The organism is Streptomyces sp. NPDC006529 (genome assembly GCF_040611795.1).
GTDB lineage: Bacteria > Actinomycetota > Actinomycetes > Streptomycetales > Streptomycetaceae > Streptomyces.
On sequence record NZ_JBEXPB010000016.1, the window covers coordinates 1 to 23,777 of the forward strand.

General features: G+C 72.8%; 18 protein-coding genes and 1 tRNA gene. 11 read left to right on the forward strand and 8 right to left on the reverse strand.

From position 1 onward, the window contains the following. Nucleotides 1-118: 118 nt before the first annotated feature. Together ABZY31_RS14390 and ABZY31_RS14395 are read right to left on the reverse strand one after the other, a co-directional pair. Nucleotides 119-2,695: an FtsX-like permease family protein gene (locus tag ABZY31_RS14390; protein WP_356409296.1), complete on the reverse strand. Its 2,577-nt coding sequence runs from the start codon at nt 2,693-2,695 to the stop codon at nt 119-121. Continuing rightward, nucleotides 2,692-3,480, reverse strand: coding sequence for an ABC transporter ATP-binding protein (locus ABZY31_RS14395; RefSeq protein ID WP_356409299.1), 789 nt, complete (start codon nt 3,478-3,480; stop codon nt 2,692-2,694). Before ABZY31_RS14395 ends, ABZY31_RS14390 begins: the two co-directional genes overlap by 4 nt. A gap of 269 nt (nt 3,481-3,749) precedes the next feature. On the opposite strand from ABZY31_RS14395, the gene ABZY31_RS14400 reads away from it, so the two are divergent. Further along, nucleotides 3,750-5,447, forward strand: a complete 1,698-nt coding sequence (locus tag ABZY31_RS14400) for an MDR family MFS transporter (RefSeq protein ID WP_356409301.1) — start codon at nt 3,750-3,752, stop codon at nt 5,445-5,447. Nucleotides 5,448-5,582: 135 nt separating this feature from the next. Then, nucleotides 5,583-6,620 (forward strand): hypothetical protein, encoded by a 1,038-nt coding sequence (locus tag ABZY31_RS14405; protein ID WP_356409304.1) that lies wholly within the window; start codon nt 5,583-5,585, stop codon nt 6,618-6,620. Nucleotides 6,621-6,648: 28 nt separating this feature from the next. Here the strand turns inward: ABZY31_RS14405 and ABZY31_RS14410 are convergent, their stop codons facing one another. After that, nucleotides 6,649-7,212 (reverse strand): ABATE domain-containing protein, encoded by a 564-nt coding sequence (locus ABZY31_RS14410; protein ID WP_356409307.1) that lies wholly within the window; start codon nt 7,210-7,212, stop codon nt 6,649-6,651. 98 nt (nt 7,213-7,310) lie between these two features. Between ABZY31_RS14410 and ABZY31_RS14415 the strand changes: the two genes are divergently transcribed. Next, nucleotides 7,311-8,195 carry an alpha/beta hydrolase gene (locus ABZY31_RS14415; protein ID WP_356409310.1) on the forward strand — a complete coding sequence of 295 codons (885 nt, stop codon included), beginning with the start codon at nt 7,311-7,313 and terminating at the stop codon, nt 8,193-8,195. Nucleotides 8,196-8,258: 63 nt separating this feature from the next. Here ABZY31_RS14415 and ABZY31_RS14420 read toward each other — a convergent pair whose 3' ends face one another. The 3 genes from ABZY31_RS14420 to ABZY31_RS14430 form a co-directional block, all read right to left on the reverse strand. Then, on the reverse strand, nt 8,259-9,140 hold the full coding sequence (locus ABZY31_RS14420) for a DivIVA domain-containing protein (RefSeq protein ID WP_356409313.1): 882 nt from the start codon (nt 9,138-9,140) through the stop codon (nt 8,259-8,261). Between the two features lie 226 nt (nt 9,141-9,366). Beyond that, nucleotides 9,367-11,817, reverse strand: coding sequence for an SUKH-4 family immunity protein (locus ABZY31_RS14425; RefSeq protein ID WP_356409316.1), 2,451 nt, complete (start codon nt 11,815-11,817; stop codon nt 9,367-9,369). Between the two features lie 7 nt (nt 11,818-11,824). Further along, the gene (locus ABZY31_RS14430; protein WP_356409320.1) at nt 11,825-12,808 is read right to left on the reverse strand and encodes an SMI1/KNR4 family protein; all 984 of its coding nucleotides are present in this window, start codon (nt 12,806-12,808) and stop codon (nt 11,825-11,827) included. 369 nt (nt 12,809-13,177) lie between these two features. Here ABZY31_RS14430 and ABZY31_RS14435 point away from each other — a divergent pair, with 369 nt between their 5' ends. Continuing rightward, nucleotides 13,178-13,726 (forward strand): YwqJ-related putative deaminase, encoded by a 549-nt coding sequence (locus ABZY31_RS14435; protein ID WP_356409514.1) that lies wholly within the window; start codon nt 13,178-13,180, stop codon nt 13,724-13,726. 4 nt (nt 13,727-13,730) lie between these two features. Beyond that, entirely contained in the window at nt 13,731-14,249 is a 519-nt protein-coding gene (locus tag ABZY31_RS14440) for an SUKH-3 domain-containing protein (RefSeq protein ID WP_356409323.1), read from the forward strand. Here the strand turns inward: ABZY31_RS14440 and ABZY31_RS14445 are convergent. Next, nucleotides 14,224-15,558 (reverse strand): histidine kinase, encoded by a 1,335-nt coding sequence (locus tag ABZY31_RS14445; RefSeq protein ID WP_356409326.1) that lies wholly within the window; start codon nt 15,556-15,558, stop codon nt 14,224-14,226. The genes ABZY31_RS14440 and ABZY31_RS14445 overlap by 26 nt on opposite strands. Before the next feature lie 130 nt (nt 15,559-15,688). Between ABZY31_RS14445 and ABZY31_RS14450 the strand changes: the two genes are divergently transcribed. The 6 genes from ABZY31_RS14450 to pth all read left to right on the forward strand — a co-directional run bounded on the left by ABZY31_RS14450 (nt 15,689) and on the right by pth (nt 20,661). Then, on the forward strand, nt 15,689-16,432 hold the full coding sequence (locus ABZY31_RS14450) for a hypothetical protein (protein WP_356409329.1): 744 nt from the start codon (nt 15,689-15,691) through the stop codon (nt 16,430-16,432). A 28-nt stretch (nt 16,433-16,460) separates the two neighbouring features. After that, nucleotides 16,461-16,532: transfer RNA gene (locus ABZY31_RS14455), tRNA-Gln, on the forward strand. A gap of 110 nt (nt 16,533-16,642) precedes the next feature. Next, nucleotides 16,643-18,091, forward strand: coding sequence for a bifunctional UDP-N-acetylglucosamine diphosphorylase/glucosamine-1-phosphate N-acetyltransferase GlmU (gene glmU / locus ABZY31_RS14460; protein ID WP_356409332.1), 1,449 nt, complete (start codon nt 16,643-16,645; stop codon nt 18,089-18,091). Between the two features lie 135 nt (nt 18,092-18,226). Further along, nucleotides 18,227-19,204, forward strand: a complete 978-nt coding sequence (locus tag ABZY31_RS14465) for a ribose-phosphate diphosphokinase (protein WP_112451977.1) — start codon at nt 18,227-18,229, stop codon at nt 19,202-19,204. 206 nt (nt 19,205-19,410) lie between these two features. Next, nucleotides 19,411-19,986 (forward strand): 50S ribosomal protein L25/general stress protein Ctc, encoded by a 576-nt coding sequence (locus tag ABZY31_RS14470; protein ID WP_356409334.1) that lies wholly within the window; start codon nt 19,411-19,413, stop codon nt 19,984-19,986. Between the two features lie 84 nt (nt 19,987-20,070). Further along, nucleotides 20,071-20,661 carry an aminoacyl-tRNA hydrolase gene (gene pth / locus ABZY31_RS14475; RefSeq protein ID WP_356409336.1) on the forward strand — a complete coding sequence of 197 codons (591 nt, stop codon included), beginning with the start codon at nt 20,071-20,073 and terminating at the stop codon, nt 20,659-20,661. A gap of 77 nt (nt 20,662-20,738) precedes the next feature. Here pth and ppc read toward each other — a convergent pair whose 3' ends face one another. Continuing rightward, a complete protein-coding gene (gene ppc / locus ABZY31_RS14480) occupies nt 20,739-23,447 on the reverse strand; it encodes a phosphoenolpyruvate carboxylase (RefSeq protein WP_356409517.1) in 2,709 nt (902 codons plus the stop codon). Nucleotides 23,448-23,777: the final 330 nt, after the last annotated feature.

Sequence of the window (23,777 nt, forward strand, 5' to 3'; positions counted from 1 at the left end):
GAGAAGAACTCCGGGATGTGCCGGCCGGAGGCGTGCACGCGGGCCGCGCGCACCAGCCCCGGATCCGGGGCCGCCCGCCGTCGTACGGGAGCGCTGAGCCTCAGTGGCCCTCAGTCGCTCACTCGGTGCCGATCGCGTTCAGGATGTTCATCCGGCCCGCCCGGAAGGCCGGGACCAGGGCGGCGAACAGGCCCACGAAGGCCGATCCGGCGAAGACGCCCAGGATGGTGGGCCACGGGATCTCCAGCACCTTGAGGCCCTGGAGCGCCAGCAGCTGCTGCCCGGCGACGCCCCAGCCCATGCCCAGCCCGAGCCCGAGCAGGGCGCCGAAGAGGGCGATGACCACCGACTCCAGGCGGATCATGCGGCGCAGCTGGCGGCGGGAGAGGCCGATGGCGCGCATCAGACCGATCTCGCGGGTCCGCTCGACCACCGAGAGGGCGAGGGTGTTCACGACGCCCAGCACCGCCACGATGATCGCGAGGGCGAGCAGGCCGTAGACCATGTTGAGCAGCTGCCCGACCTGGTCCTTGATGGTCTTCTTGAAGTCGGTCTGGTTGCGCACGTCGTACTGCGGGTACGCGGCCATCGCCTTCTTCATGGCGTCGTAGGCGGTCTGCTGCTTGCCGTCCTCGGCCTTGGCGAACATGATCAGGTTCTGCGGCATCCGGTCGGCCGGCACGTACTGCGCGGCCGTCGCGATGCTCGTGTACATCGCGCCCTTGTCGATGCTGCCCTCGTCCGAGGTGATCGCCGCGAGCTTCAGCCTGGCCGCCGCCCCCTCCTTGAAGGCGACCGTCAGCTCGTCACCGAGTTTCAGGCCGTGCGCGCTCGCATAGGTCTGGCCGACCGACATGGCGTTTTTGCCGTACGCGGCCTTCAGCTCGCCGGAGACGGTCTTCTTGCGCAGGTCGTCGGCGTAGGTCGGGTCCGCGGCGGAGAGCGTCTTGTCCTCGCTCTTGCCGTCCGGAGTGGTCAGCTTGGCGTCGAGGATCTTGTACGCGGTGACGTGGTCGATGCCGGGGACCGCGCGCAGCGTCTTCTCGGCCTGCGGGAGCACCGGCTGCCCGTTCTGCGACTGGATGATGAAGTCCGCGCCGACCGAGCGGTCGAGTTCGTCGGTGGCGGAGGCCACCATCGAGGAGCCGACCACGGACAGGCAGGCCACCAGGGCCAGGCCGATCATCAGCGCGGCGGCCGTGGCGCCCGTACGCCGCGGGTTGCGCAGCGCGTTGCGCTCGGCGAGCCGGCCGACGGAACCGAAGGGCCGCAGCACCGCCCCGGCGAGCACCCGGACCACGACGCCCGCCAGCAGCGGGCCGATCACGATGAAGCCGATCAGGGACAGGACCACGCCCAGCCCGAGCCACAGCGACCCGGTGGCCGCCTTGTCGGCGCCCGCGGCGGCGACCAGGGCGGCGCCGCCGATCGCGGTGAGGACCAGGCCGAGGACGGCGCGGACCACGCCCGCCGTGCGGTCGCCGGGGGTACCGGCGTCGCGCAGGGCGGCCATCGGGGAGACCTTGCCCGCGCGGCGGGCCGGGAGGTAGGCGGAGACGACGGTGACGACGACCCCGAGCACGATGCCGAGGACCGGGGTGCTCCACCGCACGGTCAGGTCGTCGGTGGACAGGTGCATGCCCACCAGGCCCATGAGCTTCATCAGGCCGACGGCCAGGCCGACGCCCGCAGCCACGCCGAGCACCGAGCCGACCACCCCGAGCAGGAACGCCTCGACCAGGACGGAGCGGTTGACCTGCTTGCGGTCGGCGCCGATGGCGCGCATCAGGCCGATCTCGCGGGTGCGCTGGGCGACCAGCATCGAGAAGGTGTTGAAGATCAGGAAGATGCCGACGAGGAACGCGATCCCGGCGAAGGCGAGCATCGCGTACTTCATGACGTTCAGGAACGAACCGACGCTCTTGCGGCCCGCGTCCGCGGACTCCTTGGCGGTCTGGAGCTTGTAGGTGCCCGGGCCGACGGCGGTGGCGATGTTCTTCTTCAGCTGGTCGTCGCTCACGCCGTCCTTGGCGACGACGTTGACGTGGGTGAAGGTGCCGCGGGCGCCGAGCAGGCCCTGCTGGGCGGTGGCGGTGTCGAAGTAGACGACGGCCGCACCGGGGTTGGTCACGGTGAAGGCGGCGATGCCGCTGATCCGCGCGCGGAGGTCGCCGGTGATGGCGATCGTGCGCAGCTCGTCGCCGAGGGCCAGGTGGTGCTTCTTCGCCGTGTCGGCGTCGACCATCACCTCGGTGGGGCCGCGCGGCGCGTGCCCGGAGGTGATCTTCATGGACTTGAGCTCGTTGTCGTTCCAGTTGCCCGCCAGCGTCGGGGCGCCGGTCGTCGAGCCCATGTTCTCGTTCTTGGCGTCGACCACCGTCACGGCGGCCGAGATGACGCCGCCCTCGGCGGACTTGACGCCCTCGACCTTCCTGATCTGGTCGACGACCGTGCCCGCCAGCGCCTCGGGGCGCCCGCGCTGCTGGTTCTCGCCGTCGTCCCCGGCCTCCTTGGGGCTGACGGTGACGTCGGCGCTGGTGACCCCGAAGAGCTTGTCGAAGGTCGTGTTCATCGTGTCCGTGAACACGAGGGTGCCGCAGACGAAGGCGACGGAGAGCAGCACGGCTATCGCCGAGAGCGCCATCCGCCCCTTGTGCGCCGCGAAGTTGCGCAGCGAGGTCTTCAGGACGGTCATGACGTCCGCCCGCGCGCGTCGAAGTCCTTCATGCGGTCCAGGACCAGCTCGGCGGTCGGGTCGAACATCTCGTCTACGATCCGGCCGTCCGCGAGGTAGAGCACCCGGTCCGCGTAGGACGCGGCGACCGGGTCGTGGGTGACCATGACGATGGTCTGGCCCAGCTCGTCGACCGAGCGGCGCAGGAAGCCCAGCACCTCTGCCCCGGCCCGCGAGTCCAGGTTCCCGGTCGGCTCGTCCCCGAAGATGATCTCGGGGCGGGCCGCCAGGGCCCGGGCCACCGCCACGCGCTGCTGCTGGCCGCCGGACAGCTGGGTCGGGCGGTGCTTCAGGCGCCCCGCGAGACCGACCGTCTCCACGACCTGGTCCAGCCACTGCTGGTCGGGCCTGCGGCCCGCGATGTCCATCGGGAGCGTGATGTTCTCCAGCGCGTTCAGCGTCGGGAGCAGGTTGAACGCCTGGAAGATGAAGCCGATCCGGTCCCGGCGCAGCTGCGTGAGCTTCTTGTCCTTCAGACCGGTGATCTCGGTGTCGGCCAGGTGGATCCGGCCGCTGCTCACCGTGTCGAGGCCCGCGAGGCAGTGCATCAGTGTGGACTTGCCGGAACCCGACGGTCCCATGATCGCGGTGAACCGGCCGCGGTGGATGTCCACGTCGACGCCGTCGAGGGCCACCACGCGGGTCTCGCCGGTGCCGTAGGCCTTGACGACCTCCCGCGCTCGCGCCGCGACGGCCACATGCCCTCCAGCGCCCCCGTGCCGGGTATCGGTCAGTGCGGTTGTCACGGTGTTCTCCTCGGTTGGTGCGTGCGACTGTCGCGGGTACGACGGGCGGGGCCCGTCCGGGGGCCGGCCCCACCCCCGTGGGAGCCGCCCCCCAGCGGCCCGTAGGAACCAGTTAAGAAGCCGTGAGGACTTTCGGCCTCCTCCGTCGGGACGAAAGGCCCCTGCTCCTTACTGCGGAGCAACCCCTAGGGGATGTCACCCCTGCGGGCGAGGAGACCTGGGGGATACCGCCGGTACGGCCGCGGTGAGATGGTGTTCTCCGCCCATGCGTGCACAGTGAAGGGATCCAGGTGGGTACGGGGGAGACGGGAACGGGGGCCGACGCCGACACGGGCGCGGCCGCGGACACGGACGCGAACACGGACACGGACGCGGACGCGGACGCGGACGCGGGTACGACGAAGCCGGGGGCCGCCGGAGCCGACGGGGCGCGCGCCCGTCCGCGTACCGCCGTGGTCGCCGCACTGATGCTCACCATGGGCCTGGTCGCCCTCGACAGCACCATCGTGGCCACCGCCGTCCCCCAGATCGTCGGCGATCTCGGTGGCTTCTCCGTCTTCTCCTGGCTCTTCTCCGGCTACCTGCTCGCCGTCACCGTCTCCCTGCCCGTGTACGGGAAGCTCTCCGACACCTTCGGCCGCAAACCCGTGCTCCTCTTCGGGGTCGCCCTCTTCCTCCTCGGCTCGCTGCTGTGCGCGGCCGCCTGGAACATGGCCGCGCTGATCGCCTTCCGCATCGTCCAGGGGCTGGGCGGCGGCGCCCTCCAGGGCACCGTGCAGACGCTGGCCGCCGACCTGTACCCGCTGAAGGAACGGCCGCGGATCCAGTCCCGGATGTCCACCGTGTGGGCCACCTCCTCCGTCGCCGGTCCCGCGGTCGGCGGGCTGCTCGCCGCCTACGCCGACTGGCGCTGGATCTTCCTGATCAACCTGCCGCTGGGCGGGCTGGCGCTGTGGCTGATCGTCCGGCACCTGGCCGAGCCGGTACGGGCCCGGGGCACCCGGGGGCCCATCGACTGGGCGGGCGCGCTCGCCGTCTTCGCCTGCGGCGGGCTGCTGCTCTTCGCGCTGGTCCAGGGCGGGGTCGCCTGGCCCTGGCTGTCCGCGCCGTCCCTGGGCCTGCTGGCCGGGAGCGCGGTGCTGGCGGCGGTGGTGGTCCGGGTGGAACGCCGGGCCGAGGAACCGATACTGCCGGGGTGGGTCTGGCGCCGGCGCACCATCGCCGCCGTCAACCTCGCGATGGCCGCGCTGGGCCTGCTGATGGTGGCGCCCATGGTGTTCATGCCGACCTACGCCCAGGCCGTCCTCGGACTCGGCCCCATCGGCGCCGGGTTCGTCATGTCCGCCATGACCCTGAGCTGGCCGATATCCGCCGCCTTCAGCCAGCACGTCTACCGGCGGATCGGCTTCCGCGACAGCGCCGTGATCGGCATGTCCCTGGCCGCCGCCGTCCTCTACTCCTTCACCCTGCTCCCCGCGCACGCGCGGCCCTGGCAGCCCGCGCTCGTCATGCTCCTGCTCGGCTGCGCCCTCGGCCTGTTCCAGCTGCCGCTGATGATCGGCGTCCAGGCCACGGTGGGCTGGGCGGAGCGCGGCACCACCACCGCGTCCGTCCTCTTCTCCCGGCAGGTCGGCCAGAGCGTCGGCGCCGCGCTGCTGGGGGCCGTCGCCAACGCCACCATCGCCGCCCGGCTCGCCGACGCCCCGATGGGCGGGCTGCCGGCCCGCCTGGACGACGTCTCCCAGGCCCTCGCGGAGCCGGGCGCGCTGCCCGCCGCGGCCGCCGACTACCTGCGGGCCTCGGTGGCCACCGCCGTGGACCACATCTACCTGGGGGCGACCGCGGCCGCGGTGGCCGCCGTACTGGCGCTGCTCCTGCTGGCGCCCCGCCGCTTCCCGGTGCTGACGGAGGCCCAGGACCGGGAGGACCGCGAGGGCCGCGAGGACCGGGAGGACCGGGAAGGCTGAGCGCAAGGGGCCGGGCGGGGGCGCCGGGCGCGCGGTCCTCCCGTACGCCCGAACGGCCCACCGGCGTGGCGGACTTGTCATGGACCCGGTCACGCGGTAGACCACGGACGGGGACCGAACGGGGGGAAACGACACATGGCCTGGCTGCCCGCACTGCTCACGCTCGTCGCCGGACTGCTCCTGGGGTACCGGACCCTGCGCGCCCACCCCGGCCTGGTGACCGGCCGCGACGGCCGGCTCTCCACGTCCAGGACGCTCGCCGCCGCCTGGACCGGGCTGCTCGTGTGGATGCTGCTCGTGCTGCTGGCATACGGACTGACCCGGGGCATCGGCTGGTTCCAGGGCCCGCAGAACCCGTTCTCCTCCCTGACGAGCGTCTACCTGCCGCTGCTCGGCGGCCCGTACCTGGCCCTCATCGGCGCCAAGGGCGTGGTCGGCCTGCGCGTGCAGCACGGCCACCTCTTCAAGCCGGAGAAGAAGTCCGCGCCGGGCGCCGCGCCCACCGGACCCACCGCCCCCGCCGAGCGGCTGCCGATGGGCGAACTCATCTCCAACGACTCCGGCCAGACCGACCTGATGGACCTCCAGTACGTCGCCTTCAGCATCGTCACGATGCTCTACGTCGCCGCGTTCTTCGTGGCCGACGTGGGCGCGGGCCTGCCGAAGCTGCCCACGGAGATGTGGGCGCTCACCGGCGCCCCCGCCGCGGCCTACCTGCTCAACAAGGTGGCCACCCGCCCCAACCCGGTCATCACCCGCGTCACGCGCACGGGTGACCTCCTGCACGTCGAGGGCGGCGGCTTCTGCGACGACCCCCTGCACGGCAAGGTCCGGGTCACCGTCGGCGACGAGCCGCAGCGGGAGGCGGACCTCGTCAGCGACGGCACCCTGACCCTCCTGCGCCCGCCCCCCGCGGACGGCCCCGAGCAGCCGTTCACGGTGCACGTGACCTCGCGCGGCCTGCGCAGCGACCCGTACGTCTACCGGCCCCCGGCGCCGGTGGCCGACCCAGCTCCGGTGGCGGTACCGGTGGTCGAGGCCGAACTCGTCGCCACGGCGGACGCGGTGGCGGTGCCCGTCGTCCCGCAGCGGCCCGCCGCGCCCGCGCCGGAGCGGGAAGCCGCGCCCGCCCTCGCGCCCGCGCCCTGCGACGAGCCGCCCGCGCGGCCGTAGGGCGGGCGGGCCGGGCAGGCGAGCCGCCTCACCCCTCGCCCTTGTGCCGGGCGTAGTACCGCGCCACCCGGGCCCGGTTGCCGCAGATCCCGGCCACGCACCAGCGCCGCCGCGCGTTCGCGGGCAGGAAGAGCAGCTCGCACTCCGCGCCCTCGCAGCCGCGGACCTCCCGCACGCGGGGGTCGGTCAGCAGGTCCGCCGCCGCCCCGGCCAGTTCGGCCGCGAGCCGCCGCCCGGGGTCCTCGGCCCGCCGGTGCACGGCCGCCGTGAGCCCGCCGGACTGCGTCCAGACGAGTTCGCGGTGCGCGGGGGCCGCCGCCATGGCCTCGTTCAGGGCCCGCAGCGCCCCGGCGGGCGGGCGCTCGCCCTGCCGCGCCACTTCGAGCGCGACCCGCGCCGCCTCCCGTACCGCGTGGACGCGGGTCAGGTCCGCGCCGCTCACCCGGGCCGCCGGGGTCAGCCGTCCCGGCTGCGCCGCCAGCCAGGCGGTGAGGCCCTCCGGGGTCGCGATCAGGTCCCCGAACGCCGGGGACCGGGTGTTGAGGAGGTCCAGCGCGAGCGGCTCACCGAGGAGCGGGAAGGTCACGGTCACGGCTCCACCCTAGCGCGCGACTAATGACAACGAAACCCCTTGACCCATTAGGCCGCACCGGGCAAGACTAATGCCTCCAAGCCAAGGGGAGGCATGTGATGAGCACTCCGCTCACCGTTTCGGTTCCGCAGGTCCACCACCGGTACGCCGACGTCGACGGCGTCCGCGTCTTCTACCGCGAGACCGGCCCCGCCGACGCCCCCGTCCTCCTGCTGCTGCACGGCTTCCCGACCGCCTCGCACCAGTTCCGGCGGCTGATGGACGCCCTCGGCGCCACGCACCGCCTCATCGCCCCCGACTACCCCGGCTTCGGCCACACCGAGGCGCCGGCCGGATTCACGTACACCTTCGACCGGCTCGCCGACATCGTCGAGGGGTTCACCGAAGCCCTCGGCCTCGACCGCTACGCCCTCTACGTCTTCGACTTCGGGGCGCCCGTCGGCCTGCGGCTCGCCACCCGCGCCCCCGAGCGGATCACCGGCCTCATCGTCCAGAACGGCAACGCCTACGAGGACGGACTCTCCGACACCGCCCGGGAGTTCGCGGGACTGCGCCGCGAGGTGCCCGGCAGCGAGGAGCGGGTCCGGGGCCTGTTCACCCCCGGCGGCACCTGCTTCCAGTACGAGACCGGCGTCGCCGACCCCACCCTGCTCTCCCCCGACAGCTGGACCCTGGACCAGCACTTCCTCGACCTGCCGGGCCGCGCCGACGCCCAGGCCGACCTCGCCTTCGACTACGGCGGCAACATCACGCTGTACCCGCTCTGGCAGGAGTGGCTGCGCACGCACCGGCCGCCCGCGCTCGTCCTGTGGGGCACCGGCGACCCCTTCTTCCTCCCGGCGGGCGCGACGGCGTACGCGCGCGACCTGCCCGACGCGGACGTCCACCTCTTCGAGGGCGCGGGCCACTTCGCCCTGGAGACCCACCTGCCGCACATCGCGGCCCTCGCCGACCGCTTCCTGACCGGCCTGCGAACGGCCTGACCCCGGCCGGGACCCCGGCCGGGCGGACCAGGCCGGTGGGACCGGCCGGCCGGAGGCAGCGCCTCAGCCCTCCGCCGGAGCGCGGCCCGTCAGGGCCGCCAGGCTGGAGCGGACGTGGTTCATGTGCGCCCGCATCTCCTCCTGGGCCGCCTCGTGCTCCCGCAGGATCCGCTCCGTCTCGCGCACCGTGCGCTCCTCCCGCGCCCGCGCCAGCGCCAGCAGCTCCGCCGCCCGCGCCTCCGCGTCCTCCTGGCCGTGCCGGGCCGCCTCCTCCTGCTCCGCGAAGGCCCGCCGGGCCGCCTCCAGCTCCCCCTGGCCGTGCCGCTCCAGCTCCGCGAGCCGCGCCTCCACCGCGGCCTCGCGCGCCGCCAGCTCCCGCTCCGCCGCCTCCCACCGCTCCGCGTGCTCCCGGTCGCGCTCGGCGAGCAGCGCCTCGGCCCGGCGGCTCGTCTCGGCCAGGGCCTCCTGCGCCTGCGTCCGCCAGTCCGCCGCCTCCTCGCGGGCCGCCGCCCGCATCTCCTCCGCCTCCCGCCGGGCCCGCTCCAGCCCCTGCCGGGCCCGGACCTCCGTCTGGTCCCGCACCGCCCCGGCGTCCTGGCGGGCCAGCTCCGCCACCCGCTCCGCGTGCGCCTCGGCGGCGCCCAGGATCGCCGACACGTCGGCGCGCGCGTCCGCCCGTACGCTCTCCGCCTCTTCCTCCACCAGCGCCAGGATCCGCCGCGCCCGCTCGCTCAGGTCGTCGTACGTCTGGGGCGCGAGCGTGGCCACCACCGCGGCCAGGCGCTGCGCCTCCGCCTCCAACTGCCGCTCCAGCACGGTCAGCCGGGCCACCCGCTCCCAGGCCTCGTCCCGGCCGCCGGCGAGCCGGGCGAGGTACCGGTCCACCTGATCGGTCCGGTAGCCGCGGCCGCGCACGGTCTCGAAACCCCGGTGACGCGGTGACATGGGTGCACTCATCCTGGAAAACGCCTCTCTCGCGTGGCGTGCGGCGTGTGGCCGATGCGGGGTGGTTCCTGTCAAGGATGCGTCATTTACGTACAGAAGCGGCAATGGCCGGGCCGTGACCCCGTTCGGGGGTCCCGGCCCGGCCACTCATCAGAGATGCCCGGACGGTCACCGGATCAACCGGGGACCGGACAGACCGCCCGCGGCGGCCGGAGCAGGGTTCGGGTCAGAGGAGCCCGTCCCACATCTGCTCCAGCAGCACCGACCACCAGTTCTCCGGCGACGCCAGCGCCGCACTGTCCAGCGCCGCCAGCTTCAGCTGGAAGTCGGCCGTCCAGCGCCCCGCCTGTTCGGGCGTCAGGTGCAGGCGCAACCGCCACATGTACCCCAGCATCGCCATGCAGCGCGCGAACTGGGGCAGGCTCGAATTCACGAACTGCGGCGGCACCGGAGCACCGCCCGGACCCGCCTCCACCGGCACCGCCACGATGTGCGCCGTGCCGTACTGCACGCAGATCGCCCGGCCGAAGTCGCTGCCCACCACCAGGTACGAACCCGCGTCCGACGCGGGCTGCACCTGCCGCTGCGCCGCCATCTCCGCCAGCGTCGGCACCGGCTGGCCCGGCACCGCCTGCGCCCAGAAGAACGGACCGAAGTCCACCGGCAGACCCGACCACACCAGCGTCTGCGCCACGATCTCCGGCACGCCCTGGCGCGACACGGCACGCTGCTCGAACCGGAAGACGCCCTGCGGGCCGAAGGCCTGGTTCAGCTCCGCCGCGATCGCCTCCAACGGGATCGCCGGCTCCAGCGGCACCTGCGGCAGCGGCGCGCGCACCGGCGCCGGGCGCGCCGGACCGTCCGCCACCTGGTGCAGCTCGCCCTGGTGCGTGAGGAGGTGCCGCATGCCCTGCTGACGGCCCGCGTGATCCGTTCCGTACGGCGCCACGCTCGTGATCCGCACCTGCGGCCAGGTCTCCCGGATCATCCGCGCGCAGTAACCGCCGGGCAGCTCGCAGGACGCCAGCTCCGTGTGCAGCTCCAGCACCTGCTGCGGCGGCACGCCCATCGCGCGCAGCTCGTGCAGGATCTGCCACTCCGGGTGCGGGGTACCGGGCGCCGAGCGGCGGATCAGCTGCTGCTCGGAACCGTCCTGGCCGCGGTAGCGCAGCACGGCCTGGTAGCCGGGACCGACCGTCGGCACTCCGGGCTGCTGCGGCGCCTGGGGGGCGTGCGGCTGCTGCGGCGCAGGCGGTACGGGCCCGGGCGGCGCCGGGGGCCGCCCCGCGGCGGCCGGACCCGCCAGCATCGTCGCGGCGTGCGGAGCGCCCGCACCGGGCGCACCGGGCGGACCCGGAGGCGCCGGCGGCTGACCCACCGCGGGACCGGCCAGCATCGTCGCGGCATGCTGCACCGCACCACCCGGCGCACCCGGCGGACCAGGAGGCGCGGGCGGCTGACCCGGCCCCTGCCCACCCGGAGCACCCGGCGGACCCGGAGGCGCCGGCGGCTGACCCACCGCCGGACCGGCGAGCATCGTCGCGGCATGCTGCACCCCGCCGCCCCCGGTGCCACCCGGCGCACCCGGCGGACCGGGAGGCGCGGGCGCCTGGCCCACGGCGGGCGAGGCCAGCATCGTCGCGGCGTACTGCGCGCCCCCACCCGGCGCACCCGGCGGACCGGGAGGCGCGGGCGGCTGACCCGCGCCGGGCGCACGCCCCGCACCGGGCGCACCGGGCGCACCGGGCGGACCCGGCGGCACCGACGGCGACGGCCGGTTCACCCGGGCCTTGCTCGTCGGCGCGTCGGCAATGTCACTCCCCCGCACCGGCGGCGCGGCGGCGGGCCCACCGGGAGCCGCGGGCGCACCGGGCTCGGCCGCCCCCGCGCCCGGCAGCGGCAGCGGGCCCGCACCGAGCGCCGGAGCGATCGCGGTCGCGGGCAGCTGGCTGCCCCCCGAAATGAGCTGCGTCTTGGCCTCCGCCGAGACCGCGGGCGCCCCCGGACCCTCCAGGTCGCTCCCGGACAGCGGCGGCGCGAACACCGTCGCGGGCAGCGGCACGGACACGTCGTCCGGCCCCGCGTTCACGTCCGTACCGGCCCACGGCGTCGCCCCGACGGGCTCCGCGGCGGGCGCGGCCGGCGCGGCCGACGCGGCGGGAGCAGCGGCGGCGGGCGTGGCCGGGGTAGCCGGGGCGCTCTCCGGAGCGGTCCGCTCGTACGCGGGCCCATCCGCACCGGCGTGCGCACCCGGGGCCCCGCCCGACGACGGCTGCGCCGCCCCCGGCCCGGCCGCCCTCGGCGCGATGCCCGCCCGGTCCGCCGCCTCCTGGAGCCACTCCGGCGGGCTCAGGATGAACGACGTCTGCTCCGCGTCGATCCGCGGCGACGGCACCGAAGGCTCGGGCGCCGTCGCCGACGCCCCGTACTCCTCCTCGTACCGCCGGATGACCTCGCCCACCGGCAGCCCCGGCCACAGCGTCGCCTCACCGCTGTCGCGCGCGATCACCAGCCGCTGACGGCCGCCCGCCGACACCGGACCGGCCGGGCGGTCCTCCGCCCACACCACGAAACCGAGACCGAACTCCCGTACCCGCACCTCACGGTGCTGATAACCGGGAACGTCCCCGTTGATCCACTCCTCGGCGCGCTCCTGCGCCTGCGCAAACGTCACCACCGCGCCGTCACCCCTCCACCGCTACCGGAACCGAACGCGCGAATCCGCCGTCCACCATCAGACCGGCCACCGTCTCCAGCTCCGGCGGATTACCCGCCAACCGTTCGAGAAAGGCGTCGAAATCGGCACCGCACGGCAGCAGCAGACGCTCCACCCGCTCCCGCACCGACCAGCCGTCCCGATCGCGCGCGTCGTCGTACGGAGAGAACCACACCGAACCGGGCGCCTCGCCCCTGACCTTCACCGCGAGCAGCCCGCCCTGCGCGAAGGCCACGCACAGGTAGTCCTTCGTCAGGTGGTCCCGCAGACACTTGTTGATGTAGACGAGGTCGTTGACCGCCGCCTCCTCACGCACCGTGAAGAACGGCTGGTCCACCAGCAGACCCAGCTCCACGTCCAGCCCCGCACCGGCCGGCGCGCAGCCGCCCGCCGCCTTCAGGAACGAGCGGTACGCCTCCGGCAGCCGGTAGCCGAGATCCTCCTCGACCCCCAGCACCTGCGCCTCGGACACCGACACCACCGACTTCGGCAGCCTCAGGTGCACCGGACGCACCTCCTGCAACGCCCGCGTCCCGCGCTTCTCGTGGTCCACCGGCGCCGTCGCCAGCCCCGCGTGATGCCTCAGCAGCGCCTTCACCTCGACCGGAACCAGCTCCAGGCGCCGCGAACCCGCCACGTGGTGCCAGGTCCAGCCGTGCGGGGTCGCCACCGGACCCACCGTGTCCCACAGCTCGTGCCCCGCCGCGCGCATGGCGGCGTTCGCGGACACGATGTCCGTCAGCCGCAGCTCGTCGACACCGAAACCCTCCGGCGGTTCGGCGATCTCCACCGCCGCCCGCGCGTACCGCGAGAAATCGGGATGCCCGTCCCCGCTCATCCGCACCCCCTGGGGATGGCGCGCGGCCCGGACGGGGTCCGGGAAATGCACGACCTGCCCCGAGTACGCGGCGTTGGGTGGCGCGGCCTGCTGCCCGAGCCGACCTGTCGTCATGGCGGTAGCCCCCTGCTGGATCTGGCTGGTTCCGCACAGCCTATGCGGTGCGGCAAGACCGGCACCCTCCCCAGGCCGGGCCCCTGACGGACGCCCGCGGCCCCCGGCCGGGAACATCCGAATTGATACGAATATTCGACCCCGCTTCCCCACCACAGGGGACATTTGACAGGCTGTCCCCGCAGCACGGGGGCGTGCGCGACAGCGGCCCGACAGCGGTCGGCGCCGCGGCCACGGGAGGGAAAGCGCCACATGCGGAACACGATTGCCAGCACACCGGCCCGCCCGGACCAGCCCACGGGACCCACCGGGCCCACGGACCGGACGAGCCCCACCAGCCCCACCGGCCCCCTGGGACCCAGGGGCCCCATCGGCCCGGGCGGAGGCGCACCCGACGGCGCCACCGCCCACGCCACCGGCACCGCCGGCGACCCCAGACTCCGCTGGAGCAGCACCGACGGTCCCGCCGTCCCCGTCCTGCGCTTCCGCCGCGACGGCATCCTCCCCACCATCGCCGCCGCCCTCTCCGTCCGCGGCGGCACCCTCACCGGCACCGCCGGCAAAGCCGACCAGCCACCCGTCCTGCACCCCCTCGTCCAGGACTTCCTCGACACCCTCACCAGCGGCCAGCGCGAACGCTTCACCGGCCGCTGCCCCGAAGCGATCCTGCTCTCCCGCCACCTCACCGCCGTCGAGGAAGGCCGCAGCCGACGCGCCTCCCGCAAACCCCTCACCCCCAACGAAGCACGCCGCTCCCTCAAACACTCCAAGATCACCGCCAGCCGCATCCGCGAAGCCGGCGACCCCCTCCACGGCAGCTACGCACCCCCCTGCCGCTCCTGCGACGCCCTCCTCGCCCACTTCGGCGTCCGCGCCGTCGACCTCACCGCACCCGCCACCGCCCCCGAGAAGGCCTGACCAGATGACCGCCTCAGCCTCCTACGACCGCTCCTCGGCCACCCGCTTCCCCCAGGCCGTCGACACCGCCCTGCGCACCGCCGGCTGGCAGCCCGGCCGCTGGGACATCAAACAGGCCGAGTACTGGGCCGACTCCCTGCGCGACCACACCACCCCCGCCGGCCACCGCCACACCGTCTTCCCCGCCGCCGTCGAGGCCTGGGCCGAATTCGGCGGCCTCACCCTCACCGCCCCCGGCCCCGGACGCCAGATAGCCCCCGCCCCCGTCCGCATCGACCCCCTCACCGGCCTGCACCTCGCCCGCACCTTCGCCGACCTCGGCCGCGCCCTCTCCACCCGGCTCTGCCCCCTCGGCACCGAAGGCGACGGAACCTCCCACCTCGCCCTCGACGCCGAAGGCCGCGTCTACGCCATCGACCACAGCGGCGACTGGTACCTCGGCGCGAGCATCGACGAAGCCCTCACCGCCCTCCTCACCGGCCTCCAGCCCACCCGCCTCAGGACCGCGGCCCCCCAGACCTGACCCCCGGCCGGCCCACCCCCGGAGCCGCCCCGGAACCGGACCCGGAACCGGCCCCGGCCCCGCACCCCGGCAGCACCGCCGACACCCGGAACCCCCCGCCGTCCGTCGGACCCGACACGAACACCCCGCCCAGTCCGAGCACCCGCTCCCGCATGCCGACCAGCCCGTTCCCCCCGCTCGGCAGCCCCGGCTCCGCCGCCTCGCCGTCACACGGACCGTTCTCCACCTGCATCGCCACCTCCCCCTCCCGATGCGCGAGCCGCACGGTCACCCGCGCACCCGGCGCGTGCTTGTGGCAGTTCGTCAACGCCTCCTGCACCACCCGGAACGCCGTCTGCTCCACCTCCGCCGCGTACCCCGCCGGACCCCCGTGCACCTCGAACACCACGGCCATCCCCGCCGCCCGCGACTGCCCGACCAGCACCTCCAGCTCCGCCAGCGACGGCCCCTCCTCCACCACCGCGGCCAGAGCCACCGGCGCCCGAGCCGGAGCCGGCGCGGCCGACGACGCCCGCAGCACCCCGAGCATCTCCCGCAACTCCGTCAGCGCCTGGCGCCCCATGTCACCCACCAGCGCCGCATTGCGCACCGCCTTCGCCGGATCCTTCACCGCCACCGCCTCCAGCGCCGCCGCGTGCACCACCATCAACGACACCCGGTGCGCCACCACGTCGTGCATCTCCCGCGCGATCCGGGTCCGCTCCTCCGTACGGGCCCACTCCGCCCGCTCCTCCGCCCGGTCCGCCAGCAGCGACAGCTCCCGCTCCAGCGAATCCGCACGCTCCTGCAGGCTCTCCATCAACCGCCGCCGCGCCCCGATGTACAGCCCGAACAGCACCGGCGGCACCGTCAGCGCCACCGCCATGAACACCGACAGCACGACGACCAGGAACGGCTCCCCCTCCACGTCCCCGCGCGTGCGCACGTACGTGACGACGAAGGTCCCCACGAGCGCCATCGACCCCAGCACGGCCGTGACCCGCTTCGGCGCCTCGGACGCCGCCAGCGTGTACAGCCCCACCACGCCCAGCAGGAACCCCATCACCGCGGGCGTGATCGCGATCCCCAGCAGCACCACGGGCACGGGCCACCGCCGGCGCACCACGAGCGCACCCCCGACGACCACCCCCAGCAGCACCCCGAGCACCGGGGGCACCCCGGCCTCCCGCGCGAAGGGCACGCCCTCGAACCCGCACTCGACGGCCGACACCACGCCGAGCCCCACGTCGAAGGCGGCCTCCCGCCGCCGCTCCCACCACCACGGCCCGTCCCGCCCGGCCCCGCCCCGCTCTTCCCCCGTCAAGGTCATACGGCCAGCGTACGCACGGCCCGCAGCACAGACCCGCCGATGATTCCCGCAAACCCCCGGTAATCGCACGTACGACTGAACCGTCCGCCGACCGAGACCTGAATCCCGCATTCCGGACAACCATGTCCGCATGAGCACATACGCCGACTTCGAATCCCTGCGCACCGCACCGGAGCGCAAGCGCCACCCCAACGCCAAGGACGACCTCCGCGTCAAGGCCCGCGCACTGCGCCTGGAGGGCATGACCTACGAGCGGATCCAGCGGGAACTGGGCTGCTCGAAGAGCTCCATATCCCTCTGGGTCCGCGACCTCCCGAAACCGGAGCGGCGCAAGAAGCCGGTCGGCACGGACATGGTGCGGGCGCAGCAAGGGCGGCGAGAGGCCCACGAACGCCGCAAGGCCGAGTACGCGGCGACACGCCGGGCGGCGCGGGAGCAGATCGGAGCCGTCTCCGACCGCGAGCTGTTCATCCTCGGCGTCGGCCTCTACTGGGCCGAGGGCGGCAAGACCAAACCGCATCGGCCCCAACCGCAGTTCACGTTCACGAACAGCGACCCGGACATGGTCAGAACGTTCCTCGCGTGGCTGCGCCTCGTGGGCGTCACGGAGGACCACCTCCGGTTCACCCTGCAGATCCACGAATCCGCCGACGTGGCGGGCGCGGAGCGGTACTGGATCGAGGTCGTGGGACTCGACGCCTCCCACTTCGGCAAGACCACGCTCAAGCGGCACAACCCGCGCACGAACCGCAAGAACGTCGGCGACACCTACCGGGGCTGCCTCGCCGTACGCGTCCTGAGAGGCTCTGATCTATACCGTCGCGTCGAAGGCGCCTGGTGCGGCATAGTGGGTGCCGTCAATTCAACGGCCTGACAGTAATGTCCGGTTTTAGCTGATTTAGTCCCCTGTGGTGTAATTGGCAGCACTGAGGCTTTTGGTGCCTTATGTCCGGGTTCGAGTCCTGGCGGGGGAGCTCTTCGCGTTCGGGTCCCGACCTCCGTGGTCGGGACCCGGCTTCGTTTACGGCCCCCCACCCCCCGGTATCCTTCGTGCGTCCAGCACCCGAAGCCGAAGGGCCCACCCGTGAGCGCCAATCGCCCGGCAGCCGTCGTCGTACTCGCAGCGGGGGAAGGCACCCGCATGAAGTCCGCGACCCCCAAGGTTCTCCACGAGATCTGCGGGCGCACGCTCGTCGGCCACGTCGTCGCCGCCGCGCGCGAGCTGGACCCCGCGCACCTCGTCGTGGTCGTCGGCCACGCCCGTGAGCAGGTCGTCGCGCACCTCGCCGACATCGACGCGGGCGTCCGTACCGCCGTGCAGGCCGAGCAGAACGGCACCGGGCACGCCGTCCGGATGGGCCTGGAGGAGCTGGGCGGGGAGATCACCGGCACGGTGGTCGTCGTCTGCGGCGACACCCCCCTGCTGACCGGCGACACGCTGGCCCAGCTCACCGCGACGCACGAGGCCGACGGCAACGCCGTCACCGTGCTGACGGCCGAGGTGCCCGACTCCACCGGCTACGGGCGGATCATCCGCGACGCGGCCACCGGCTCGGTGACCGCGATCGTCGAGCACAAGGACGCCACCGACGCCCAGCGGGCGATCCTGGAGATCAACTCCGGGGTGTTCGCCTTCGACGGCGTGCTGCTGAGCGACGCGCTCGGCAAGGTCCGTACCGACAACAGCCAGGGCGAGGAGTACCTCACCGACGTGCTGGAGATCCTGCGCGAGAGCGGGCACCGCGTCGGCGCGGCGGTCGGCGGGGACCACCGCGAGATCCTGGGGATCAACAACCGGGTGCAGCTGGCCCAGGCGCGCGCGCTGCTGAACGCGCGGCTGCTGGAGCGGGCGATGCTGGCGGGCGTGACGGTGGTCGACCCGGCGTCCACCTTCGTCGACGTGGGCGTGACCTTCGGCCAGGACGCGGTCGTGCACCCGGGGACGCAGCTCCTCGGCGCCACGCACGTCGCGGAGCGCGCGGAGGTCGGTCCGAACACCCGGCTGAAGGACACCCGGGTGGGTGCGGGCGCGCGGGTGGACAACACCGTGGCCGACACCGCCGTGATCGGTCCCTCCGCGAGCGTGGGTCCGTTCGCGTACCTGCGTCCGGGGACGGACCTGGGGGCGAAGTCGAAGGCCGGTACGTACGTGGAGATGAAGAACGCCACGATCGGCGAGGGCACCAAGGTGCCGCACCTGTCGTACGTGGGTGACGCGACGATCGGCGAGTACACGAACATCGGTGCGGCGAGCGTCTTCGTGAACTACGACGGCGAGCACAAGCACCACACGGTGGTCGGTTCACACTGCAAGACGGGCTCGGACAACATGTTTGTGGCGCCCGTCACCATCGGGGACGGCGCCTACACGGCGGCCGGATCGGTGATCACCAAGGACGTGCCGCCCGGTGCGCTGGCCGTGGCCCGTGGCCAGCAGCGGAATATCGAGGGCTGGGTGGCCCGCAAGCGTCCGGGAAGCGCCGCGGCTCAGGCGGCTCAGTCGGGGTCCGCGGAGGGCCTCGACAAGGCCTGAGGGTGAACTGACCGGAAACAGGTGCGTCCGTGACGGCGTACCGTGATAGGTGCACGCAATTCGGCTGGCTGACCGTGTGCGGGACGGACGCACACGGGGGCGAGCAGCTTTCAACACGTCTGAGGAGACTGTGCTGTGACCGGGATCAAGACGACCGGCGAGAAGAAGCTGATGCTCTTCTCCGGCCGCGCCCACCCCGAGCTGGCCGAGGAGGTCGCGCACCAGCTCGGTGTCGGCCTCGTGCCGACCAAGGCTTTCGACTTCGCGAACGGTGAGATCTACGTCCGCTTCCAGGAGTCGGCTCGTGGCGCGGACTGCTTCCTGATCCAGAGCCACACGGCTCCGATCAACAAGTGGATCATGGAGCAGCTGATCATGATCGACGCGCTCAAGCGCGCGTCGGCGCGCTCCATCACCGTGATCGTGCCGTCCTACGGCTATGCCCGTCAGGACAAGAAGCACAAGGGCCGCGAGCCGATCTCCGCACGTCTGGTGGCGGACCTGCTGAAGACGGCGGGCGCGGACCGGATCCTGACGGTCGACCTGCACACGGACCAGATCCAGGGCTTCTTCGACGGCCCGGTGGACCACCTGTCGGCACTGTCGGTCCTGGCGGACTACGTCGGCGCGAAGGTGGACCGTTCCAAGCTGACGATCGTGTCCCCGGACGCCGGCCGCGTGCGCGTGGCGGACCGCTGGTGCGACCGGCTGGACGCGCCGCTGGCGATCGTGCACAAGCGCCGTGACAAGGACGTCGCCAACCAGGTGACGGTCCACGAGGTCGTCGGTGAGGTCAAGGGCCGCGTCTGCGTCCTGGTGGACGACATGATCGACACGGGTGGCACCATCTGCGCCGCGGCCGACGCGCTGTTCGCGCACGGGGCGGAGGACGTCATAGTGACGGCGACGCACGGCATCCTGTCGGGGCCGGCCGCGGACCGTCTGAAGAACTCGAAGGTGAGCGAGTTCGTGTTCACGAACACGCTGCCGGACCCGTCGGACCTGGAGCTGGACAAGATCACGGTGCTGTCGATCGCTCCGATGATCGCCCGCGCGGTGCGCGAGGTCTTCGAGGACGGCTCGGTCACCAGCCTGTTCGAAGAGCAGCAGTGACGCAGTAACGAGGACCACAGAAGATCGTTTTGAGGTACGGCCTCCCCGCCGGGTAGACTCTGCGAGTTGCTCGGCGAGGGAGGCCGTACCTGTTCGCGACGTGTTCGCGCGGGTGCCGGTGCTCCGTTATCGACGCGCTCTTCGTAGCAGGCCGTGTTCCGGCCGGGTGACTGCCGTCCATTTCCGTCACCCCACGAGGAGTGAGCATGTCCGAGATCAAGCTTGCCGCGCAGGTCCGCGAAAACTTCGGCAAGGGTTCCGCCCGCCAGGCCCGTCGTGACGCGCTGACCCCCGCGGTCATCTACGGCCACGGCACCGAGCCGAAGCACGTGAACGTGGACGCCCACGCCCTTCAGCTGGCGCTGCGCACCCCGAACGTCCTGCTGTCCCTGGACATCGCGGGCGGCGGCACCGAGCTGGTCATCCCGAAGGCCGTGCAGAAGCACCCGCTGAAGCGCTCGATCTCGCACGTCGACTTCCTGATCGTCCAGAAGGGCGAGAAGGTCACCGTCGACGTCGCGATCGTCACCGAGGGCGAGCTGGCCCCGGGCGGCAACATGCTGGAGACCCTGCAGAACACGATCTCCGTCGAGGCCGAGGCCACCCACATCCCGACCGAGGTCACCGTCTCGATCGCGGGCCTGGAGGCCGGTGCGACCATCCACGCCAAGGACCTGGTCCTGCCGTCGGGCACCACCCTGGCCGTCGACGGCGACATCGCCGTCCTGCAGGTCATCGGCGCGCAGGCCGAGGAGCCGGCCGCCGAGAGCACCGAGGCCTGAGCCTCCCCGCTCGTCAGTTGCTGACCGACCGCCGTCCGGCTCCACTGGAGCGGGACGGCGGTCGTTTCGTTGAAGGAGCTTTTGATGTCGGACGACACGGCGCCCTGGCTGATCGTGGGTCTGGGCAATCCGGGCGCTGAGTACGCGGGCAACCGGCACAACATCGGGTTCATGGTGCTCGACCTGCTCGCGGAGCGGATGCGCGGGAAGTTCAAGGCGCACAAGGCGCGGGCGCAGGTCGTGGAGGGCCGGATCGGGCCGCCGGGGCCGTTGAACCGGCGGGTGGTGCTGGCGAAGCCGATGTCGTTCATGAACCTGTCGGGCGGGCCGGTGACGGCGCTGCGCGATTTCTACAAGGTGCCGCTGGAGCGGATCGTGGCGGTCCACGACGAGCTGGACATCGATTTTCCGACGTTGCGCGTGAAGCTGGGCGGCGGGGACAACGGGCACAACGGTCTGAAGTCGATGACGAAGTCGATGGGTGCGGACTACCACCGGGTGCGGTGCGGCATCGGCCGTCCGCCGGGGCGGATGCAGGTGGCGGACTTCGTGCTGAAGGACTTCTCCTCGACGGAGCGCAAGGAGCTGGACTGGTTCGTGGACCGGTCGGCGGATGCGGTGGAGTGCCTGCTCCAGGAGGGTCTGGAGCGCGCGCAGTCGGCGTACAACTCCTAGCGGGCTCGTACACGTGAAAGGGCCCCTGCCGGACGCGGCAGGGGCCCTTTCGTGTGTACGGGGCCGTACGGGGTTGCTCAGCCGGTGTTGCGCAGGCCGGCGGCGACGCCGTTGACGGTGAGCAGCAGGGCGCGGGCGAGCAGGGGGTCGGCGCTCTCGCCGCGTTCGGCGGCGGCGCGCTGGCGGGCCAGCAGGGAGACCTGGAGGTAGGAGATGGGGTCCAGGTAGGCGTCGCGGACGGCGAAGGTCTGCTGGAGGACGGGGTGGGAGGCGAGGAGGGTGTCGCCGCCGGTGACGCGCAGGACCTCGCGGACGGTCAGCTCGTGTTCGGCTTCGATCTGGTCGAAGACGTGCTTGAGGTGGTCGGGGACGAGGGTGTCGACGTAGTGGCGGGCGATCCGCAGGTCGGTCTTGGCCAGCGTCATCTCGACGTTGGAGAGGAAGTTGCGGAAGAAGTGCCACTCGCGGCCCATTTCCGCGAGGACCTCTTCCTGGCCGGCTTCGCGCAGGGCCTTGAGGCCGGAGCCGACGCCGAACCAGCCGGGGACGATCTGGCGGGACTGGGTCCAGCCGAAGACCCAGGGGATGGCGCGCAGGCCGTCGAGGCCGGCTCCGGAGTCGGGGCGGCGGGAGGGCCGGGAGCCGAGGTGGAGGTCGGCGAGCTGGTCGACGGGGGTGGCGGCGAAGAAGTAGGCGGGGAGGTCGGGGTCTTCGACGAGTCGCCGGTAGGCGCCGTGGGCGGCGTCGGAGACGGTGTCCATGGCCGCGTCCCAGCGGGCGAGGGCTTCGTCGGACTGGCGGGGCGCGGTGTGCAGGGCGGAGGCCTGGAGGGTCGCGGCGACGGTCAGTTCGAGGTTCTCGCGGGCGAGGGAGGGGATGAGGTACTTGTCGGAGATGACCTCGCCCTGTTCGGTGACCTTGATCTCGCCTTCGAGGGTGCCCCAGGGCTGGGCGAGGATCGCGTCGTGGGAGGGGCCGCCGCCGCGGCCGACGGTGCCGCCGCGGCCGTGGAAGAGGCGCAGGCGGACGCCGTAGCGGTGGGCGACGTCGCGCAGGCGGCGCTGGGCGCGGTGGATCTCCCACTGGCTGGTGGTGATGCCGCCGAACTTGGAGGAGTCGGAGTAGCCGAGCATGACCTCCTGGACCTCGCCGCGCAGGGAGACGAGGCGGCGGTAGGAGGGGTCGGCGAGCATCTCGTCGAGGATGACGTCGGCGGCGCGCAGTTCGTCGGTGGTTTCCAGGAGCGGGACGATGCCGATCTTGGCCCAGCCGGCGTGGAGGTCGACGAGTCCGGCTTCGCGGGCGAGGACGGCGGCGGCGAAGACGTCGTCGGCGCCCTGGCACATCGAGATGATGTAGGACTCGATGACTTCGGGGCCGAACTTCTCGAAGGCGTCCTTGATGGCGCCGAAGACGCCGAGGGTCTTGCGTCCGGCGGCGTCGAGCGGTGCGGGGGTGGGGGCGAGGGGGCGCCGGGAGCGGAGTTCCTTGGCGAGGAGCTTCTGGCGGTATTCGCGGGGCATGTCGGCGTAGCGCCAGGATTCTTCACCGAGGCGGTCGAAGAGCTGGCCGAGGGCGTGGTGGTGGGCGTCGGCGTGTTCGCGTACGTCCATGGTGGCGAGCTGGAGGCCGAAGGCGGCGATGGTGCGGATGGTGCGGTCCATGCGGCCGTCGGCGAAGAGGGCGCCGCGGTGTTCGCGCAGGGAGGTCTGGATGAGGGTGAGGTCGGTGAGCAGTTCGGCGGTGCCGAGGTAGTCGCGGCCGTCCTCGTGGGGGGTGCCCTTGGCGAGGCGTTCGCGGGTGTTGACGAGCTTCTGCCGGATGCAGGTGGCCTTGAGGCGGTAGGGCTCTTCGGCGTTGAGGCGCTTGTAGCGGGGGCTGATCTCGGGCAGGCGTTCGATGTCGGCCTGGAGGGAGGTCAGGAGTTCCTCGGTGGCTCCGGTGTAGCGGATGGAGTTGGAGAGGAGTCCGCGCAGGTAGTCGACGAGTTCGAGGGCGTCGGTGATGCCGTGTTCGTGCTGGAGGATCAGGACGTCGCGGGTGACGTCGGGGGTGACGTTGGGGTTGCCGTCGCGGTCGCCTCCGATCCAGGTGCCGAAGGTGAGGGGGCGGGTGCCGGGGGGGATCTCGACGCCGACGCGCTGGAGTTCTGCGGCGAGGTCTTCGAGGACGTCGCCGACGGCTCCGGCGTGGAGTTCGTCGAGGTAGTAGATGGCGTTGCGGGCTTCGTCGGCGGGTTCGGGGCGCACGACGCGCAGTTCGTCGGTCTGCCAGACGAGGTCGATGTTCTCGGCGAGGCGCAGGTCGTGGCGGCGGCGTTCGCCGGCGCCGGTGACGGGCTCTTCGAGGAGGGCGGCGATGCGGCGCAGCTTGTTGAGGACGCTGCGGCGTGCGGCTTCGGTGGGGTGGGCCGTGAAGACGGGGCGGACGTTGAGGTTCTTGACCGTCTCGCGCAGGTGTTCGGGGTCGGCGTCCTTGAGCATGTCCGCGGTGCGGGCGAGGAGGCTGCCCTCGGTGGCGCGGTGGGCGCGCAGTTCCTTGCCGCGGTGCACCTGTTCGGTGACGTTGGCGAGGTGGAAGTAGGTGGAGAAGGCGCGTACGAGCTTGGCGGCGGTCTCCAGGTCGGTGTCGCCGAGGAGGGCGGCGGCGGCTTCGCCGTCGGTGCGCGTGAGGGCGCGCACGCGTTCGACCAGGTCGAGGAGGTCCTGGCCTTCCTGGCGTACGAGGGTCTCGCCGAGGAGTTCGCCGAGGCGGCGGATGTCCGCGCGCAGCTCCGCGTTGGCCATGTCTGCTGTTGTAACCGTGGCCGGGGTGACGGGGGCCTGGTCAGCACTGCTCACAGGTGCGGCTCCTTGCAGTGTTTCGAGCGCTACTGGGGCGGGGCCTCCGGGGTGCGCGCGGGGTGCTCCCGGGGACTGTCGTCCGCGGGGGCGGCCCTGCCTGTCGCGCAGCTCGGCTGCCCGTGCGGACCGCGCTGTCCGACGACACCAGGATAGGTGTCCGGGCCAGGTGTCCGGTGCGGCGCTCGGGTCCGTCTCGCGATGCGGGCCGGTCGGGGGTGACGGTGCGGGCCGGTCGGGGGTGACGGCTGTGGTGCCGCCCTTGCCCGGAGCCTC